The sequence below is a fragment of the Nocardia sp. 852002-51101_SCH5132738 genome (genome assembly GCF_001665695.1).
GTDB classification, from domain to species: domain Bacteria; phylum Actinomycetota; class Actinomycetes; order Mycobacteriales; family Mycobacteriaceae; genus Nocardia; species Nocardia nova.
Genome location: NZ_LZML01000041.1, coordinates 1 through 15,947, shown reverse-complemented (window position 1 = coordinate 15,947; position 15,947 = coordinate 1). Strand labels below are relative to the sequence as shown.

Genomic DNA, 15,947 nt, shown 5'->3' with positions numbered 1-15,947 from the left:
GTCGTGTCGGCATTCGCGACTGTCGATCCTACCGGTCCGCTAAGTACCGGAATCGGGCGGAAGCTCGAAAGGCACTGGGCAGGAGGGTGTCTCACTGCAGGTGAGCAGGTCCTCGCACCCGGCGGCCAACGCGGCACGCAGGGTGTCGCGGACCGCGCCGAGTTCGGCCAGTTCGGCATCGACCTCCGCGAGCTTGACGCGCGCACGGGTCCGCAATCCGGCATCGCGCCGGTGGTGGCTGGTACCGGAGAGCAGGTCGGCGACCTCGTCGAGGGTGAACCCGAGCCGCTGGGCAGCCTTGATCACCCGCAGCACCGTCACCGCTTCCTCCGGATACAGGCGGTGCCCGCCGAGGGTGCGCTGCGGTTCGGCCAGCAGGCCGCGGCGTTCGTAGTACCGCAGGGTCTGGGTGTTCACCCCGGCCGCGGCCGCGAGCTCGCCGGTGCGCAGCCCGGTCACCGCGCACCGCCGGTGATGCGGGCGGCGAATGCGTCGAGCACCGCCGTATAGGCCGGTGGGACAACGATACTCAGCACTGAACCTTCCTCGGTGGCGCCGAAGTCGAACGCGAAGAACGAGCAACAGCTACTCTCCCGCGCCGCGAGGTCCCGGGCCCGCGGCTCGGCATCGGCGGCGAGAATCAGGTCGAGCCGGTGAGGGCCCGGTCGACGAACAGCACGGACCGCCTCAGCGAGAAACCGATCGAACTCGGCCACCCGGATCGGCTGCTCGGCCGTGGGCAGGGTGCATGCCGGCGGCACCCAGTCGTCCTGAACCGGAGAAATCGTCATATCTCGACGGTAAGCCTGTACCCCGGTACCGGATGCAAGCTCGAGATTCACCCGAAGACCACACGGCGATAATCCACTCTTTTCTGTATACAGATTTCGATGTACCGTTTGCGTTATGCAGACCTTGCCTGTGGGCCACACCGACGCGCTGGCCCGCTTCGGGCACGCCCTGTCGGATGCGACCCGCACCCGGATCCTGCTGAGCCTGCGCACCGGCCCGGCCTATCCGGCGGAGATGGCCGAGCAGATCGGGGTATCTCGCCAGATTCTGTCCAATCATCTTGCGTGCCTGCGCGGATGCGGGCTGGTCGTAGCGGTCCCCGAGGGTAGGCGTAACCGTTACGAACTTGCCGACCACCGCATCGCCGCCGCCCTCGAAGACCTGCTCGGGCTGGTGCTCGCGGTCGATCCGGCCTGCTGCCCCGCCGCCGAGACCGAGGGCTGCTGCTGATGTCGCAGTCGCTGGGTATGCCGGGTGTGCCGTCGACCGTGGCGGCCGGCCCGTCGTCGCAGCGGCGTGCCGTGCTGGCGCGGCGGATCCGCTGGTTCGTGGCCGCGACCATCTCCTACAACGTCATCGAGGCGATCATCGCGCTCACCGAGGGCAGCCGGGCGTCCTCGACCGCGCTGATCGGATTCGGACTGGATTCGGTGATCGAGGTGTCTTCCGCGGCCGCGGTGGCGTGGCAGTTCGCCGGACCGAACCCGGAGGCCCGGGAGAAGATCGCGCTGCGCATCATCGCGTTCTCGTTCTTCGCACTCGCGCTCTACGTCACCGTCGACTCGATCCGCGGCCTGCTCGGAATCGGTGAAGCTCGCCACTCCCCCATCGGAATCGGTTTGGCCGCAGTCAGTTTGGTGATCATGCCCATCCTGTCGGCCGCGCAGCGACGCGCCGGTCGCGAACTGGGCTCCGCCAGCGCGGTCGCCGACTCCGAACAGACCCTGCTCTGCACCTACCTGTCCGCGGTACTGCTCGTCGGTCTACTACTCAACGCCCTGTTCGGATGGTCGTGGGCCGATCCGATCACCGCACTGGTCATCGCCCTGATCGCGGCGAAGGAGGGCGTGAACGCCTGGCGCGGCGACACCTGCTGCCCCACCCCGGCCGCCCTCGGCCCGCACCAGACCGACGACCACACCTGCGACTGCGAGCACCCGTGATCGCGTGTAAGTAGCCGCACATCGCCGCGAAAACCTGTTGCCGGACAACCGGGACCACTGCTACCTTTCCCGGAGCCGTGCAAGAGAACGAGGAGGTGGTACCTGTGAACGCAGTATCGACATGGGTGCTCCCCTCAGGGGTCACGGTCGGGCGATAGGTCGTCCGGGAGCGCCGCGAAAGCACTCCCGAAAGGCACGACCATGCATCTCACCTCGGAACAGCGTCTCGACGACGACGTCCTCGAACGCCGGTTCACCCTCGGCGAGATCCCCGGCATCCTGTGGACGCCGGCATCCTCCCCCGCACCCACACCGCTGATCCTGCTCGGCCATCCCGGCGGACTGGACAAGATGTATCCCCGTCTGGCGGGCCGGGCCCGGCGCGCGGTGGCGCAAGGCTACGCCGCGGCCACGATCGAACTCCCCGGCAGCGGTGACCGGCCGCGTTCCCCCGACGCCGAGCAGGCCCGCGCCGATCTGCGCCGGGCGGTTCAGGCCGGCGAACCGGTCGACGGCGAGATCGTGGACCGGCTCGTCCTACCGCTGGTCGACAAGGCGGTACCGGAATGGCGGGCCACCCTGGACGCCCTCCTGTCGCTGCCCGAGATCGGCGGGCCGGTCGGGTTCTCGGGAGGGGTGATCGCCATCGCGCTCCGGCTGGCGGTCGTCGAGCCACGCATCGTGGCTGCCGTGTTCTTCGCCGGAAGTTTCGTGCCCCGCAGCATGTTCGACGAGGCCCGGCAGGTCACCATCCCGCTGCTGGTCCTGCTGCAGTGGGACGACGAAGGAAACGATCGGCAGCAGGCCCTCGACCTGTTCGACGCCTTCGGCTCGAAGGAAAAGACGCTGCACGCCAACATGGGCGGGCACACCGGCGTCCCGCACTTCGAGGGAGACTACGGAGACCAGTTCTTCGCACGGCATATGAAGTGATGCCGCGCAGCGTCTCTCGACCTGCACCCCATGCGGTCCCGTCGGCATGTCGCTGCGCATAACCGTGCACACCGCACCGCCCTATGCGGTTTTCCGCGATTTTCATCGAGGTTGCCGCCACGATGACGGGAGCTCGCAGCTGACCCGACCGGCCGGCGCCGGTCGGGTCAGCATCCCCGCGAATCATGCGAGGCCGTCGGTCGGTTAGCGGGAGGGGTCCGGGTGATGTCGTTGATCGTTCGCGTCAAACGCGGCGCCGCCTGGTCGCTGTCGTGAGCCGACAAGGCTTGGTTGACGATCAGCCAATCTTCGATGTTGTCACCACCGACGTACTTGCGAAAACAGTTGTAGATCGCGTAGTAGGCGAACTCGACCGGGTCGGGGAAGGCGAGATCATCGTCTTGCAGCGCGGTGATGGGCTCGAGATACCGGTTGCCGACATCCGCGAGATCCACACCGGCCCCGGCAGAGCGAAGGGCATCGGCGGGAAGCTCGACATCCACGTGGTGCCGCATTCCGACAACCGAGTCGCGATAGCGTAGCGCGCTGGGCTTCTCCCGCACGTAACCGATCCAGGTCGGCAGCGCATCCTCGCACAGCGACAGGTGAACCCGTCGTCTGTACTCGGTTCCGAGTTGGAAGAAAAGGGCGCTCGGCGTCATGAACGACACTCTGCCAAGTGGCGCATCAGTTTTCGATCGCCGGTGCCGGCGGGCGCTCTTGCGGGGTCACTTGGTCGATGGCGGCTCGGTCCGAAGCGGCTGTGCGCGAGCATGTTCGCACGCGCACTACCGTTGCCTTGGCCGCGTCTTCGGAAGGGCTTGCGGACTGCGGATTCAGTAGCCGACGGTGAAACGCCGCTGCGCGAAGCGAGGAGTCTCGATCTCGTCGAGTAATGCGACGGCGGTGTCTCGAACGAGATACGACTGCGGCCGTCGCGGTCGAGGACCGGCTGGTCTCCGCCCACCCGGAAGCGGGCGGTGCGCTCGCCGGGGCCGATCTGCTCGGCGGGGCTGAGATAGGTCCACAGGCGGTTCGACGTCCGCAGCACAGTCGCGCCACGGTCGCGTACACGGTGGGGTCCGCGATATCGCCACTCTCCGCGAGCGAACCGAACCAGCTCAGCGGTGACGGGCAACGAACGTCCTGTCATGCCGCATATCGCGCCGGCGAACTCGCCCCACGACTCGGACATGCCGAAACCAACTGGGGGCAGTCATCCCGGCCCAGCGAAGCTATGACTCGCATCACAATGTGTTATCCCGCAGTCGTGGGCGGTGTCGCGTGGGCGTGCCCGAACACAACGGCATTCGCCCACAGTCGTGGCGATCGGCAGCGGCTACGCCGCCGGCGTGGCGGCGTCGACGACCAGCCGCACTCAACCAGTGAACAGGACAAACCATGACGAGCAACATCGAGTCGAGTGAACTGACCGGGAACTACGTCATCGATACCGAGCACACCCGAATCGGGTTCATCGCCCGGCACACGATGTCCACGAGGGTGCGCGGTAGCTTCGGCGAGTTCGAGGGCAACGCGCACCTGGACGGTGACCACCCGTCGAAGTCGAACGCCCAGCTCATAATTCGGGCACAGAGCCTCGACACCGGTAACAAGCGGCGCGACGATCTGGTGGCAAAGAAGTTCCTCGGTGCAGACGACCACCCGACCATCACCTTCACTCCGACCGAGGTGGAACAGACCGGCGCAACCATCCTCAGAGCCACCGGCGACCTGACTATCCGCGGCGTCGCCGCACCCGTCACCGTCGACTTCGAATCGACTGTCAGGCAACGCGATACGCGCGGGATCGTCCGGCTCGGCCTCACCGGCAGCACCACCGTCGACCGCAAGGACTGGGGCGTGCATTGGAAGGCGGCCGTCGGCATGGTCAGCCCGAAGGTCACCCTGGAATTCGACGTCGTCGCGGTGCGCCGGTCCTGAGCGACAGCGGAAACGCTTGTCCACCATAGCAAGAGAAGGAGAAGGTAGATGAGGTCCGATGGGGCACCACAGCGGAGACGCCGGCGGTGGTGGATACTCGTGGCGGCGCCGGTCCTGCTGGTGATCGGTATGGTGGCGCCGGCCCGGGCCGATCCGGGCACGGACCCGGCGCCCGGTGAATGGCTGTATGCCGACACCCCGGCGGCGCGGTTCCACTATCGGAAAGCGGGCGAGGGACCGCCGCTCATCCTGCTGCCGGGCGGGACCCTATGGTCGTACACCTACCGCGACATCATCCCGGCGCTCGCCACAGACCACACCGTCTATGCCGTCGATCCGCCCGGCACCGGGTACACGACGCTGCACGATCCCGGCTTCGGATACGACGTGCATGCCATGGCGGATGCGTTGCGCCAGTTCGTATCCGCGGTCGGGCTGACACGTGCGTCCGTCCTCGCACATTCCCTGAACGGTTCCGTCGCGGTGGATTTCGCCGCACGGTATCCGCAACAGGTAGATCGTTTGGCACTGCTCGCGCCGCTGGTCCTCGACACCCGGCTCAACGCGAACATGCAACTGATGCGGCAGCCGGTCATCGGCGAACTGGCCACATCGGTGATGACCAGGGACATCTATCGAGCGAGCCTGCGGGACGCCTACGCGCATCCGGAAATACTCACCGAGGACCTGACCGACACGTATTGGGCCCCGCTCAGCCGTCCGGAGAATCGGACCGCCATGTGGAAGCAGCCTCGACACCTCGATCTGGCGGCCGTACAGCGGGAGGCAAGCGAGGTCCGCGCCGACACGCTGATCCTGTGGGGTGAGAACGACCGTGTCGTCGATCCGTCGCAGGCCCAGCCGCTCGCGCGGCTGATCCCGACGTCCAGGCTGCGGATCGTCCCCGGCGCCGGACACAATGTCCACGAGGACGATCCGGCCATGGTCACCGCCGCCCTCACCGAATTCTTCGGCCCGCACTAGCCCGCGGACGAGTTGGGCACCGGGGATGAGGATGCGATTCCGGCTGTTGCGAGGTGACGCGTGTCACGCCGTGTTACGTCGTGGGCGTTTCCGGTGTCTGATGGGCATGACTGATCACAGCGACACCACCGAAATCGTCGTCATCGGCGGCGGATACGCAGGCGTCATGGCGGCCAACCGGCTGCGCAAACGCCAGGACGTGACCGTCACGCTCGTCAATCCCCGTCCGCGCTTCGTCGAGCGTATTCGGCTCCACCAGTTCGTCGCCCGAACCCGCGATGCCGCCCTCGACTACGACACGCTGCTCGGCAACGGCGTGCGGCTGCTGGTCGACCGCGCCACCCGCATCGACACGGGTGCCCGCACTGTGCTGCTCGCATCGGGGCGTGTTCTCGACTACGACTACGTGATCTACGCCGTCGGCAGTACCGCCGACTCGCCCACCTCCGTACCTGGCGCGGCCGAATTCGCCCACCCTATCGGCGAGTGGGAGCACGCCGAACGACTGCGGACCGCGATCGACGAATTGGCCCGGGATGCCCGGATCACCGTTGTCGGTGGCGGTCCCACCGGCATCGAAACCGCCGCCGAACTGGCTGATCAGGGCCGCGCCGTCACGCTGGTGGGTGGCGGCCGGTTGGCGCCGACGTTCCGGGAACCTGCCCGGCGCTCGGTGCTGAAATGGCTGTCCTCGAACCAGGTCGAGGTGCTCGAGGATGCGCGGGTGGCGAAGGTGTGGCCGGACGCGGTGACATTGGCGGGTGGCACGGTGCTGGCCGGCGCTCTCACGATCTGGACCGCCGGATTCGGTGTGCCGGATCTCGCTGCCGACAGCGGCCTGCCCGTCGATGCGCTGGGCCGGCTACTCACGGATGAGACACTGACCAGCGTGGGCGACGATCGCATCATCGCGGCCGGTGACGCTGCCGCACCCTCGGGCCGGCCGCTGCGTATGAGCTGCCAGGCCGCCGCGCCGCTGGGTCTGCACGCCGCCGATACCGTCCTGGCACGCATCGCCGGCACCCGTCCCGGCGTGCTGAACATCGGGTTCATCGGCACCGGTATCAGCCTGGGCCGCCGCGCCGCGGCGGTGCAGTTCACCCACCGTGACGACACGGCCGGAAAACTTCACCTCGGCGGTCGCTGGGGTGTCCCGATCAAGGAGGCGGCGAGTAATGGTGCGGTGACGGGAATTCGGAAGGAAGCCCGCAAACCCGGCTCGCTCTCGATCTACAAGGGTGCCGGAAACCGGCACCCGCTGCCGGCGGCGGAGAACGTCACGCGATGACCGCCACTACCGAACACGCCGAGCGGTTCACCTTGCTGCGACCGCTGTTGTTCACGATCGCCTACGAAATCCTGGGCTCCGCGACGGAATCCGATGATGTGCTCCAGGACAGCTACTTGCACTGGTCCCGGGTGGATCTCGCGATCGTGCGGGATACCAAATCGTATCTGGCACAACTGGTGACTCGGCAGGCTCTCAACGCGGTACGGGCCGGTTCCCGCCGACGCGAGGACTACGTCGGTCCGTGGCTGCCCGAGCCGCTGCTGATCAGCGAACAGGATGCGGTCAGCGATGTGGTGCTCGCCGAATCGGTATCGATGGGGATGCTGGTGCTGCTCGAAACGCTCACTCCGGATGAGCGCGCGATCTTCGTGCTGCACGAGGTATTCGGCTTCGCCTACGACGAAATAGGTTCGGCGATAGGCAAATCCGCGACCGCGGTGCGCCAGATGGCCTACCGTGCCCGTGCCCACGTCCAAGCGCGACGCAACCGATTCGGGCCTGTCGACTCCGCCCGCACCGCCGATCTCACCGAACGGTTCCTGGCCGCGGCGACCACCGGCGACCTGTCCGGACTGCTGGCGCTACTCGCACCCGATGTCGCCTTCACCACCGACAGCGGAGGCAAGGTCAGCGCGGCCGGCCCGCGGGCGCGGGGAGCGCAGGATGTGGCCACCATTGTGATCGACGTATTCCACATGGTCGGACGGGTGCCCGGCCTGCGGCTCGAGTCGGCGACCTACAACCACACCCCTGCGATCGCGATCTACGACGGCGATCGGCAGGAGGCCGCCTGCCTACTCGAGAGCGCCGAGGGCCGGATCACCAACCTCTACATCATCCGAAATCCGGACAAACTCGCGACCCTCGCGGTCCCGCGCGCCGTCACGCGCAGCGACCCGACCGTGCACAGGCCATAACGCGCCCCGGCCGGCGCCCATCCTGGGCGGGACGGCCGGCTCGGTTCGTCCACGTCGGTCGGTTACCACTCTGCCAAGTGGCGCAGGGATATCCGTTCACCCGGTTCCGGTTGGCGCTCTTACGATTTGCGCACCTTTCGCGCGTCAAGGCCGTGTGGCGACCACCTCGGACGCGACCTCGAGGAAGTTCAGGTCGGTGACGGCCGGAACCAGAATGAACTCGTCGCACCCGGCCCGCTCCGCGCCGTCGAGAATGCCGGCGAGCGCCTCGGGACTCGACGCCCGCGCCGACGCGGCGACGATGTCGGCCAGGTCGGGTCCGAGGAAGCCGAGGTAGCGGGCGGTGAAGGAGCGCAGCGCGTCGGACGCGTCGGTGACGCCCAAGGCGGTGAAGCAGCCGCTGACCTTGCGCGGGGGCGTCGTACGACCGGCCTCGGCCCAGCATCGGTCGGCGAGCTCGCCTACCTTGGCGATCTCCTCGGCGTCGCCGGAGATGCTGAAGCCGGAGATGCCGTCGGCCCACCGCGCCGCCCGGCACATCGCCTTGGGCCCCATCGCGCCGGCGAGAATGATCGGCCCATCCGGCTGCACGCACGCCGGCCCGATCGGGTCCGCGCCCTCGAACGGGGGCTCGCCGGCCAGCAGTGACTTCAGCTCGGCGACCTTGTCGTCGAGTCGCTGGTGCCGTCGCTCGAATTCGGCGCCGAGAGCGCGGTAGTCGTGCTCGCGAGCGCCGACGCCGACGGCTACCTCGAGACGGCCGTTCGCGAGCTGGTCGAGGGTGCCGATCTGCTGGGCGACCATCGCCATCGGATGCTGTGGGAGCACCCAGAGGTTCGCCAGGACCTGCACTCGCTCGGTGACCGCGGCGCAGGCGCCCAGCGTCGCGACCATCTCCGGATTCGAGAACGTCACCCGCTCACCCACGGAGACGCTCGAAAACGGACCCGCGTCGATTCGCCGGGCCCAATCGAGCGTCGTACCCGGCCCGTAGCCGGGAGCCATCTGCGGAAGTGCGACACCGATCTTCATGGGGCGACCCTTTCAGACCCACCCGGCCCCGGTCACGCGATCCCCGATATCGCTCCGGAGCTTCACATGCGGTTCGTCCTCGACCGCGGCCGGCGCCATGGCGTTCGCAACACGACTCACGCGACCGGTCCCGGCAGAAGGCGCTCTTCCAGGGCGTCGCGCGGGATCGTAGGCCATCCGAAGTGATTGGCTCACAAGGCTTTACAGCGCATACCCCTGACATGTCAGGATGGGGCGCATGACTTCGATTCCGGAAGGCCATGCATTCACCGCTGATCCGGCCGCGGTGAGCGGCTACGACAGCATCGCCGGGGGGTATGCGGCCGAAAACGAGACCGGCCTCCTGCACGCGTACTACAACCGGCCCGCGATCGTGGAGCTCGCCGGGAATGTGTCCGGGCGGCGGATCCTCGATGCCGGCTGCGGCTCGGGTCTCCTGTTCGCCGCGCTGCGCGACCGTGGCGCCGTCGTGACCGGCATCGACGCGAGTGCCCGGATGCTGGAGCAGGCCCGGCAGCACCTCGGCGCCGACGCGGATGTGCGAGTCGCCGACCTGGCCGATCCGCTGCCCTTTCCCGACGACGCGTTCGACGATGTCGTCGCGTCTCTGGTCTTGCACTATCTGCGAGATTGGGGACCGACTCTCGCCGAGTTGCGACGAGTGCTGGTCCCCGGCGGCAGACTCCTGGTCTCGGTCGAGCATCCTTTCGCCAACTTCCTCGGGCAGCGCCTGGCCGGTGACCCGACCAACTACTTCGAGGTCCGCAACCGGATCGAGGAATGGACCATGGGCGGCCGGACCGCCCGACTGAGCTTCTGGGACCGGCCATTACACGCGATGACCGACGCCTTCACCGCTGCGGGATTCCGCATCGGTGTCATCAGCGAACCCCCGGCCCTGCCGGCCGCCCGCGACCTGATCCCCGAGGTGCTCGGCGAGAGCACCGACAACAGATTCCTGTGCTTCCTGTTCTTCGTCCTGCACGCCGACTGACAACCGCAGCCTCGGGCGCGGCCAGTCCTGGATGTCCGGACGATGCCCGGATTCTCGACCGGGATCCCCGCGCGCAGGGACTGGCACCCACCCCAGCATGCCTCTAAAATAGAGGCATGGTCGAAAGTCTCATCCTGCCGGTGTGGCAATCGAAAGACACCACGCAACTGCCGGCCTTGCTCGCCGAAGGCGTGACCTTCTCGAGCCCGGTCGCCGACTACCACGGGCGCGCCCGCGCGGCACATCTGCTGGCCACGATCGCGACGGTGCTCGACTCGGTGCAGCAGACGCGGCAGTGGACCGACGGGCAGCAACGGATATTCGCCTTCACCGCCCGATTCGCCGACCAGGAACTCCAGGGTGTGTTGCGGGAAGAACTCTCCGAGACCGGCAGCTTGACCCACGTGACACTGTTCCTGCGACCGTATCGGGCATTGCGCGCGGCCATCGCGGAAATGGCACGGCGACTGGAAGATTCGCCCCCGCCGCAGGCGGCGTGACCGTGGCGGCCGAAACGCCGCGTCCGGGGCGCCCGGTGCGCGGATCGACCACCGGGCGCCCGATCATGGCGCTGTTCGATCTGCTCGGGCGGCGCTGGGTGCTGCGGGTGATCTGGGAACTCGATCAGGCCCCGGGTCCGCTCACCTTCCGCGAACTGCGCACCGCATGCGGCGACCTCTCCTCGAGCGTGCTGACCCGCCGGCTGTCCGAACTCACCGAGGCGCGCCTGGTCGAACACCACGAGGGTTATCGGCTGACCCGCGCCGGGCGCACACTCGTCGAGCGACTCACACCGCTGACGCAATGGGCGACGGAGTGGCGCATGACGATGGACGAGTAGCCACTCCGGGCCGGAGGGCAGCGGTAACGCTCATTCGGATACCGCACCGGGCCGTCGAGGTCGCGCCGGAATCCTCGAACCAGCCTTCACGTATCAAAAATAGATTTATGAGACGGGCGGGCCGTCGTCGGAAGTTGTGAGGTTCCGATAGACGGTCGCACGGGACACGCCCAGGCTCGCGGCGATCTCGTCGACGGTACATTCGCCGGAATCGCGCATTCGCCGAGCGGTTTCGACCATCGCGGGGGTCATCGCCCCCGGTCGGCCGCGACCGGTCCGGCGCCGCGAGATGTCGGCGGACCGCCCGGACGCGCGAGCAGTGACACGGGACGGCGCCCCACCCAGCAGTCGCTGCACCCCATCGAGAATAGCTGCGCGTAAACGCTTTTCACTCTGGTCGGCAAAGAACACCACCGGATCACTGAGCGCCGCGTAGATCTGCGCGGCCCGGACCCGGGCGGTGAAATCCGCGTCGGGGCCGGCGAGCAATGCCTGCGCGGTCAGGGCGATGTCACGCAGCCGCCGGTAGGTGGCAGTATCGGCCGACAGCGCCTGGTCCTGCATATGTATCCGCAGCAATGGCCGATGCTGGAGCCAGGTATCGATGAGCCCTTCGGCCACTGCCCACCGTCGCGCGTCCGGATCCCGGATGGATCGGACCGATTCGAGCATGGCCTCGGTGTCTGCGAGCAATGGTTCGACCAAGGCGACGACGATGTCGCTCTTGCTCGGAAAGTGATAGAGCACAGCCGTTTTGGTCAGTCCGACCTGCTCGGAGATCTCCCGCACGGAGACGGCGTGGTAGCCGCGCTCGGCGAACATCACCAGCGCGGTGCGCAGGATTCGAGCACGCGAATCGTCGGTCACGATCCCGATCCTATCCCTTGACTGACCGACGGTCAGCACCTTATCGTTGAGACCTGACCAATGGTCAGTATTTTTGCGACAAGGAGGACGCGGTGAAGAACGAGCGGATTCTGATTTCCGGCGCCGGTATCGCCGGACAGGTGTTGGGGTACTGGCTGGCACGGCACGGATTTCGGCCCACCGTGGTGGAACGGGCACCCCGGTTGCGGACCGGCGGCCAAGGGGTCGATATCCGCGATCAGGCGATCGACGTGGCCGAGAAGATGGGGATCATGGCGCGTGTGCGGGATTCCGCGGCCGACGTCGCGGGAATGAGATTCGTCCGCGCCGACGGACGCGACCTCGCTCGGATCGACATGCAGGGAATCAAGGAGAAGTACGGCAGCACCGAGGCGGAGATCATGCGTGGCGATCTCGTCCGGATCCTGCACGACATCACCGCCGACAACGTCGAGTACATCTTCGGCGACTCCATCCGCGGGCTCGAGCAAGACGCCGACGGTGTCACCGTCACCTTCGAGCATGCGCCGACGCGACGCTTCGACCTGGTGATCGGAGCCGACGGCCTGCACTCGGCGGTCCGGCGACTGGCCTTCGGCCCGGAGTCCGACCACGTGCGGCACATGGACCACTACTTCGCCTTCGGTAACACCGACTCGGCGTTGGGACCCGACCGGTGGATGACGGTCTTCAATACGCCGGGACACTTCGCCGGGATCTACCGCTCGGGCAACCACACACAGGCCAAGGCGTACCTCATGTTCCGCAGTCCGCGGCGCGATATCGACCCGCGCGACCAGGAGGCGGCGCGGGCGCTGCTCGCCACCGAGTTCCGTGGCGAAAACGCTTGGCACGTGCCGGAATTGCTGCAGGGCGTACTCGCCGATCCCGACGCCTACATCGACACGCTCGGCCAAGTTCGCATGAATTCCTGGTCGATCGACAGGGTCGCGCTGGTCGGCGACGCCGCCTACTGCGCGTCTCCGGCCTCGGGCGCCGGGGCCGAACTGGCGTTGATCGGCGCCTATCGGCTCGCGGGTGAACTCGCCGCCGCCGGCGACCATCGCATCGCCTTTCACCGGTACGAGCGGGCCCACCGGCCGTTGGTCGACCGCAAACAAAAGATCGGCCCCAACCTGCGACTGATGGCCCCCAAAACGCGGGTCGGCATCGCCGTGCGCAACCTCATCACCCGCCTGCCGCTCCTGGAATCGATGGCCGGAATGGAACGCATCATGGCGCCCAAGTCCGTCGAGCAGCTCCCCGACTACAGGCCGCCGGCAGCGACGATCGCGGAATGAACCGCTTCGGCGCACGGTGCCATCGCGGTTCGCCTCGCGCCCGCTGGTCCCTCGTCGACGCCGGCCGAGTTCAGCCGGAATCAGGAATCTTTGTCCTTGCGAAGTTCGTCCGGTGGTTTGTTCTCGGTGACCTGCTCGTCGACCGAGTCGGCGAAGGCGGTACCGGCGACCATGCCGTCGGTACCGGGTACGACGACGCTGGCCCGGGCGCCGGGCTCGTAGATCTTGTCCAGCCTGTCGGCTTCCTTCTTGGCCCGCTCGCGGGTTTCCCGATCCGGTTCCGGCGCGGCCGTCTCGGCGGGCTTGGCGGTCGACTCCGAGGCATCCGATGTGTTTTCTGTCATAGTGGCGTGATTCCCGCCCGTCCCGCTCTTACACGGGCTCTGCGATCATCGCGGTCGGCGTTCGACATCGGTCCGGTGTGGCGCGGCGTGTGGCATCCGCCTGTGGACCTCGCAACCGGGCCCGTCCGCGACATCGACCGGCGAAGTGCCCCGTCGGACTACCCGCAGCCTGTGCCGGCATCGCGGCGCCGAGTGCGCGCCGGCACGACCTCGCGCGAGCCCCGGGCACCGTGCTGCACCCGCACATGATGCCGGTCCCGTAGGGCGCCGAGCCGGCTCGAAAGGCCGGACCATACTGCGCACGTCCTGCGATGACGCATAACGCGCACACCGTAGCGACTACTCGGGCTTGCGACTGGTGAAGTCGAAGGATCCGCTGTCGATGCCCCAGGAGATAATCCGTTCGGGGATGATGCGGATGATCGCGCGTTCCTGGGGCGCGAACGGAGGCTCCTCGTCGTCGAGCGCAACGGCCGTGCCGCGCACCTCGATGCCGCGAATTTCGTAGGGCTCCAACGACACCTGCTGGTCGACGACGAACGACACGCGGCTGCCCGCCTCGACATTGCGATATTTCCGGCTGGCGCGCATGCGCATACCCCCGATGTCGATGGTGCCGTCGGCGTTCACCCGATAGCTGGTCGGGTTGTTCTGCACGACGCCGTCGGGGGACACCGTGGCGAGGCGGCCGATTCCGGCCTCGGCGAGGAACTTCTGCTCGTTGGTGGTGAAGGTCATGTCGATTACTCCTCGGTGAACTCGAATCACGGTGCGCCCCCGGCGATCAGCCGGAGTTGTCGGTGGCGCCGAGTGTGAGCGATCCAGCTTCCCCTACCGAAACCTATCAGCGCTAGCGACTAGAGCGACAGTAACATTCACGCGATAGATTGTCTAGTGCTGCTAGATTCCACATCGCGGACAGAGGTTTACGCTCGAATCAACAAGCTCGACAGGCCGTTCGCCCGAGCGAATACAGCGACCTCGGCAGCACCGATGAATTCTCCGCGGCCCCGCCGTCGACACCACTGGATACCGACAGCACTGGGCCCGTCCCAGCGCGGGAACAAGCACAGGGAGGCAACGATGGGCACTCACGGACCCGAGCGGGGGCAGACGAACCGTTCAGTGATCGGCACGGGTGTGCAGGGGGCGCTGTGAGCGGCACTCGAGTGTTGGTGACGGGGGCGAGCATCGACGGGCCCGCGCTGGCCCACTGGCTCGTCCGGAGGGGCGCCGAGGTGACCGTGGTGGAGCGGGCGCCCGGACTGCGACCCGGCGGTCAGGCCGTGGACGCGCGCGGAGTGACCAAAGAGGTCATCCGGCGGATGGGACTCGACGCGGCGGTTCGCGCCGCGCGCACCGAGACCGCCGGCGCGTACACCGTGGACGCGAACGGCACAGTGCTGGAGACCTTTCGGGCGGACGACGACGGCGGCGACGGTTACATCTCCGAGATCGAAATTCTGCGAGGGGACCTGTCCCGGGTGCTCTACGACGACACCCGCGACGGTGCCGAATACCTATTCGGCGATCGGATCGCCGAACTGACCCAGGACGCGGACGGGGTCGACGTCGTCTTCGCGGGCGGCGATCGGCGGCGCTTCGACCTGGTGATCGGGGCGGACGGACTGCACTCGGCGTTGCGCGCCATGGTTTTCGGCCCGCGCGAGCGGTTCATCCGTCACCTCGGGCAGGCACTGGCCTTCTACACCGTGCCCAACGAGTTCGGGCTCGAGCGCTGGCTGATCGATTATCAGGAGCCCGGGCGGTCCGCCGGTCTGCGACCCATCCCCGACGCCACCAAGGCCATGGCCATGTTCTCCTTCACCGCCGCCGACCTCGACGTCGACTACCGCGACGTCGAGGCCCAGAAGCGCCTGCTCCGAGAACGGATGGCCGGCATGGAGTGGTTGACTCCGCGCATTCTCGCGCATCTGGACGACAGCCCGGACTTCTATCTCGACCAGGTCGCCCAGGTGGTGATGGACCGATGGTCCAGCGGTCGGGTGGGGTTGCTCGGGGACGCGGCGTTCAGCTCCTCACCGCTGTCCGGGCAGGGCACCGGGCTGGCCCTGGTCGGCGCCTACCTGCTGGCCGGAGAACTGGCGGCCGCCGACTGGGACCCGAAAATCGGATTCGCCCGCTACGAGGAACAGATGCGCCCGTACGTGGAGGCCAACCAGGAAATCGGCCGATTGCACGCCCGCAGCCGTGAGGTCCCCACGCCCGATTCCGAGCCGAGCCCCGATTTCACCGGCGAATGGTTCGCCGACCTGATCGAACGCGCGCTCAACGGCGTCGAGCTGCCCGACTACGCGGGTGTGCCCGACTCCAAGATCACGGCCACACCGCCGACCACCTCAGCTGCCGGACCCCGGTAGGCCCCCGCCGCAGCCCCAGTGCCACATCGGCTTTCGGGGTAGTCGACTCGTGGGACAGCGGTCCGTGGATCGAGGAGTCCGCTCTGATTCCGTTGTGCGAGCGCCTCTCCGCCCACTTCGGGCCGGCCGCAGAGCCGGCCCAGTCCTCCGATGCGGGGGAGCG

At 67.4% G+C, this 15,947-nt stretch carries 19 protein-coding genes; 12 read left to right on the top strand and 7 right to left on the bottom strand.

Annotated elements, in window-relative coordinates:
• Nucleotides 1-39: 39 nt before the first annotated feature.
• Complete coding sequence (locus tag A5789_RS06135; protein ID WP_064901880.1) at nucleotides 40-459, bottom strand: MerR family transcriptional regulator; 420 nt, start codon at nucleotides 457-459, stop codon at nucleotides 40-42.
• Complete coding sequence (locus A5789_RS06130; protein WP_064901879.1) at nucleotides 456-791, bottom strand: hypothetical protein; 336 nt, start codon at nucleotides 789-791, stop codon at nucleotides 456-458. Before A5789_RS06130 ends, A5789_RS06135 begins: the two co-directional genes overlap by 4 nt.
• Before the next feature lie 115 nt (nucleotides 792-906).
• Here A5789_RS06130 and A5789_RS06125 point away from each other — a divergent pair, with 115 nt between their 5' ends.
• The 3 genes from A5789_RS06125 (at nucleotide 907) to A5789_RS06115 (ending at nucleotide 2,888) form a co-directional block, all read left to right on the top strand.
• The gene (locus A5789_RS06125; RefSeq protein WP_064901878.1) at nucleotides 907-1,242 is read left to right on the top strand and encodes a helix-turn-helix transcriptional regulator; all 336 of its coding nucleotides are present in this window, start codon (nucleotides 907-909) and stop codon (nucleotides 1,240-1,242) included.
• A complete protein-coding gene (locus tag A5789_RS06120) occupies nucleotides 1,242-1,955 on the top strand; it encodes a cation transporter (RefSeq protein ID WP_064901877.1) in 714 nt (237 codons plus the stop codon). The genes A5789_RS06125 and A5789_RS06120 overlap by 1 nt, the downstream gene beginning before the upstream one ends.
• Before the next feature lie 201 nt (nucleotides 1,956-2,156).
• The gene (locus A5789_RS06115) at nucleotides 2,157-2,888 is read left to right on the top strand and encodes a dienelactone hydrolase family protein (protein ID WP_063015792.1); all 732 of its coding nucleotides are present in this window, start codon (nucleotides 2,157-2,159) and stop codon (nucleotides 2,886-2,888) included.
• 167 nt (nucleotides 2,889-3,055) lie between these two features.
• Here the strand turns inward: A5789_RS06115 and A5789_RS06110 are convergent, their stop codons facing one another.
• Entirely contained in the window at nucleotides 3,056-3,550 is a 495-nt protein-coding gene (locus A5789_RS06110; protein WP_155525696.1) for a hypothetical protein, read from the bottom strand.
• Nucleotides 3,551-4,289: 739 nt separating this feature from the next.
• Between A5789_RS06110 and A5789_RS06105 the strand changes: the two genes are divergently transcribed.
• The 4 genes from A5789_RS06105 to sigJ all read left to right on the top strand — a co-directional run bounded on the left by A5789_RS06105 (nucleotide 4,290) and on the right by sigJ (nucleotide 8,024).
• Nucleotides 4,290-4,832, top strand: coding sequence for a YceI family protein (locus A5789_RS06105; RefSeq protein ID WP_063015794.1), 543 nt, complete (start codon nucleotides 4,290-4,292; stop codon nucleotides 4,830-4,832).
• Nucleotides 4,833-4,880: 48 nt separating this feature from the next.
• Nucleotides 4,881-5,816 (top strand): alpha/beta fold hydrolase, encoded by a 936-nt coding sequence (locus A5789_RS06100; protein WP_082940493.1) that lies wholly within the window; start codon nucleotides 4,881-4,883, stop codon nucleotides 5,814-5,816.
• 106 nt (nucleotides 5,817-5,922) lie between these two features.
• The gene (locus A5789_RS06095) at nucleotides 5,923-7,104 is read left to right on the top strand and encodes an NAD(P)/FAD-dependent oxidoreductase (protein ID WP_064901925.1); all 1,182 of its coding nucleotides are present in this window, start codon (nucleotides 5,923-5,925) and stop codon (nucleotides 7,102-7,104) included.
• The gene (gene sigJ, locus A5789_RS06090) at nucleotides 7,101-8,024 is read left to right on the top strand and encodes an RNA polymerase sigma factor SigJ (protein ID WP_064901874.1); all 924 of its coding nucleotides are present in this window, start codon (nucleotides 7,101-7,103) and stop codon (nucleotides 8,022-8,024) included. The genes A5789_RS06095 and sigJ overlap by 4 nt, the downstream gene beginning before the upstream one ends.
• A gap of 144 nt (nucleotides 8,025-8,168) precedes the next feature.
• On the opposite strand, the gene A5789_RS06085 is transcribed toward sigJ, so the two are convergent.
• On the bottom strand, nucleotides 8,169-9,056 hold the full coding sequence (locus A5789_RS06085) for an LLM class flavin-dependent oxidoreductase (protein WP_064901873.1): 888 nt from the start codon (nucleotides 9,054-9,056) through the stop codon (nucleotides 8,169-8,171).
• Nucleotides 9,057-9,294: 238 nt separating this feature from the next.
• Between A5789_RS06085 and A5789_RS06080 the strand changes: the two genes are divergently transcribed.
• From A5789_RS06080 to A5789_RS06070, 3 genes are all read left to right on the top strand, one after another.
• On the top strand, nucleotides 9,295-10,050 hold the full coding sequence (locus A5789_RS06080; RefSeq protein WP_064901872.1) for a class I SAM-dependent methyltransferase: 756 nt from the start codon (nucleotides 9,295-9,297) through the stop codon (nucleotides 10,048-10,050).
• 116 nt (nucleotides 10,051-10,166) lie between these two features.
• The gene (locus A5789_RS06075) at nucleotides 10,167-10,550 is read left to right on the top strand and encodes a hypothetical protein (RefSeq protein WP_064901871.1); all 384 of its coding nucleotides are present in this window, start codon (nucleotides 10,167-10,169) and stop codon (nucleotides 10,548-10,550) included.
• A 2-nt stretch (nucleotides 10,551-10,552) separates the two neighbouring features.
• Nucleotides 10,553-10,891, top strand: coding sequence for a helix-turn-helix domain-containing protein (locus tag A5789_RS06070; RefSeq protein WP_064901924.1), 339 nt, complete (start codon nucleotides 10,553-10,555; stop codon nucleotides 10,889-10,891).
• Between the two features lie 105 nt (nucleotides 10,892-10,996).
• Here the strand turns inward: A5789_RS06070 and A5789_RS06065 are convergent, their stop codons facing one another.
• Complete coding sequence (locus tag A5789_RS06065; RefSeq protein WP_064901870.1) at nucleotides 10,997-11,758, bottom strand: TetR family transcriptional regulator; 762 nt, start codon at nucleotides 11,756-11,758, stop codon at nucleotides 10,997-10,999.
• Between the two features lie 92 nt (nucleotides 11,759-11,850).
• On the opposite strand from A5789_RS06065, the gene A5789_RS06060 reads away from it, so the two are divergent.
• Complete coding sequence (locus tag A5789_RS06060) at nucleotides 11,851-13,059, top strand: FAD-dependent monooxygenase (RefSeq protein WP_064901869.1); 1,209 nt, start codon at nucleotides 11,851-11,853, stop codon at nucleotides 13,057-13,059.
• A gap of 80 nt (nucleotides 13,060-13,139) precedes the next feature.
• Here A5789_RS06060 and A5789_RS06055 read toward each other — a convergent pair whose 3' ends face one another.
• Together A5789_RS06055 and A5789_RS06050 are read right to left on the bottom strand one after the other, a co-directional pair.
• Nucleotides 13,140-13,403 carry a hypothetical protein gene (locus tag A5789_RS06055; protein WP_063015801.1) on the bottom strand — a complete coding sequence of 88 codons (264 nt, stop codon included), beginning with the start codon at nucleotides 13,401-13,403 and terminating at the stop codon, nucleotides 13,140-13,142.
• 339 nt (nucleotides 13,404-13,742) lie between these two features.
• The gene (locus A5789_RS06050; protein WP_064901868.1) at nucleotides 13,743-14,141 is read right to left on the bottom strand and encodes a PPOX class F420-dependent oxidoreductase; all 399 of its coding nucleotides are present in this window, start codon (nucleotides 14,139-14,141) and stop codon (nucleotides 13,743-13,745) included.
• 416 nt (nucleotides 14,142-14,557) lie between these two features.
• On the opposite strand from A5789_RS06050, the gene A5789_RS06045 reads away from it, so the two are divergent.
• On the top strand, nucleotides 14,558-15,784 hold the full coding sequence (locus A5789_RS06045; protein WP_064901867.1) for an FAD-dependent monooxygenase: 1,227 nt from the start codon (nucleotides 14,558-14,560) through the stop codon (nucleotides 15,782-15,784).
• Nucleotides 15,785-15,947 lie beyond the last annotated feature (163 nt).

What these genes read in the sequence shown, in the direction of transcription:
- A5789_RS06095 (WP_064901925.1), top strand. Translation starts at nt 5,923, where the DNA reads ATGACTGATCACAGCGACACCACCGAAATCGTCGTCATCGGCGGCGGA.
- A5789_RS06085 (WP_064901873.1), bottom strand. Translation starts at nt 9,056, where the DNA reads ATGAAGATCGGTGTCGCACTTCCGCAGATGGCTCCCGGCTACGGGCCG.
- A5789_RS06125 (WP_064901878.1), top strand. Translation starts at nt 907, where the DNA reads ATGCAGACCTTGCCTGTGGGCCACACCGACGCGCTGGCCCGCTTCGGG.
- A5789_RS06130 (WP_064901879.1), bottom strand. Translation starts at nt 791, where the DNA reads ATGACGATTTCTCCGGTTCAGGACGACTGGGTGCCGCCGGCATGCACC.
- A5789_RS06115 (WP_063015792.1), top strand. Translation starts at nt 2,157, where the DNA reads ATGCATCTCACCTCGGAACAGCGTCTCGACGACGACGTCCTCGAACGC.
- A5789_RS06075 (WP_064901871.1), top strand. Translation starts at nt 10,167, where the DNA reads ATGGTCGAAAGTCTCATCCTGCCGGTGTGGCAATCGAAAGACACCACG.
- A5789_RS06055 (WP_063015801.1), bottom strand. Translation starts at nt 13,403, where the DNA reads ATGACAGAAAACACATCGGATGCCTCGGAGTCGACCGCCAAGCCCGCC.
- A5789_RS06110 (WP_155525696.1), bottom strand. Translation starts at nt 3,550, where the DNA reads ATGACGCCGAGCGCCCTTTTCTTCCAACTCGGAACCGAGTACAGACGA.
- A5789_RS06120 (WP_064901877.1), top strand. Translation starts at nt 1,242, where the DNA reads ATGTCGCAGTCGCTGGGTATGCCGGGTGTGCCGTCGACCGTGGCGGCC.
- A5789_RS06100 (WP_082940493.1), top strand. Translation starts at nt 4,881, where the DNA reads ATGAGGTCCGATGGGGCACCACAGCGGAGACGCCGGCGGTGGTGGATA.
- A5789_RS06050 (WP_064901868.1), bottom strand. Translation starts at nt 14,141, where the DNA reads ATGACCTTCACCACCAACGAGCAGAAGTTCCTCGCCGAGGCCGGAATC.
- A5789_RS06080 (WP_064901872.1), top strand. Translation starts at nt 9,295, where the DNA reads ATGACTTCGATTCCGGAAGGCCATGCATTCACCGCTGATCCGGCCGCG.
- sigJ (WP_064901874.1), top strand. Translation starts at nt 7,101, where the DNA reads ATGACCGCCACTACCGAACACGCCGAGCGGTTCACCTTGCTGCGACCG.
- A5789_RS06105 (WP_063015794.1), top strand. Translation starts at nt 4,290, where the DNA reads ATGACGAGCAACATCGAGTCGAGTGAACTGACCGGGAACTACGTCATC.